This window comes from Oleiphilus sp. HI0125 (genome assembly GCF_001635355.1).
In genome coordinates this window covers 1-641 of sequence record NZ_LWGF01001275.1, presented here as the reverse complement: position 1 = coordinate 641, position 641 = coordinate 1, and the positions used below count along the sequence as shown (strand labels likewise).

General features: G+C 46.3%; 1 pseudogene. It reads left to right on the top strand.

Features of this window, described 5'->3' with window-relative positions:
* Nucleotides 1–641 (top strand): annotated as a pseudogene (locus A3762_RS27935) (DNA repair protein RecN); the annotation flags it as partial.

The following is a 641-nucleotide window of genomic DNA, read 5'->3' as shown; positions in this document are numbered from 1 at the left end:
TCAAGTCGACGAATTTGAAAAGCTAGCACTCCAAGACGGCGAACTTGAACAACTTGAGCAAGAGCAAAGCAAACTTGCCAATGCTGAAGTGCTACTTGCGGGTGCGCATGAATCTATAGCTGCAAGCAGTAATGATGAGCATGGAGCACTATCACTCCTTCAGCGCGCCAAGCATGCCTTAAGCTCACTGCCTGCTGAAGAATCTAGCATTAGCGAAGCGCTAGATTTATTCGAAGAAGCTAGTATTCAAATTGAGGAAGCGACTAATACACTTCGCCACTTTGTCGGAGGCTTTGAGCTAGACCCTAACCGATTAAACTTTATAGACGAACGCTTAGGTCAAGCCTATCAACTCGCGCGCAAACATCGCTGCCAACCAGATGAACTCAACGACGTTCATCTTCGATTAGCGCAAGAGCTCGAAGCCTTAACGGGTGGCGACCAAGACCTTGATAGCCTTGAACAAGAGGCTGAGTCTCTTAAAAACATATACATTCAACATTCCAACACACTTAGCAAACATCGACAAAAGCACGCAAAAGAACTCGAAAGCCAAGTCGCTGAGCAATTAAAGCTGATGTCGATGCAAAATGTCGTGTTTGCTACGCAATGCGACGCCTTAGACATGAGCAATGCAAGCG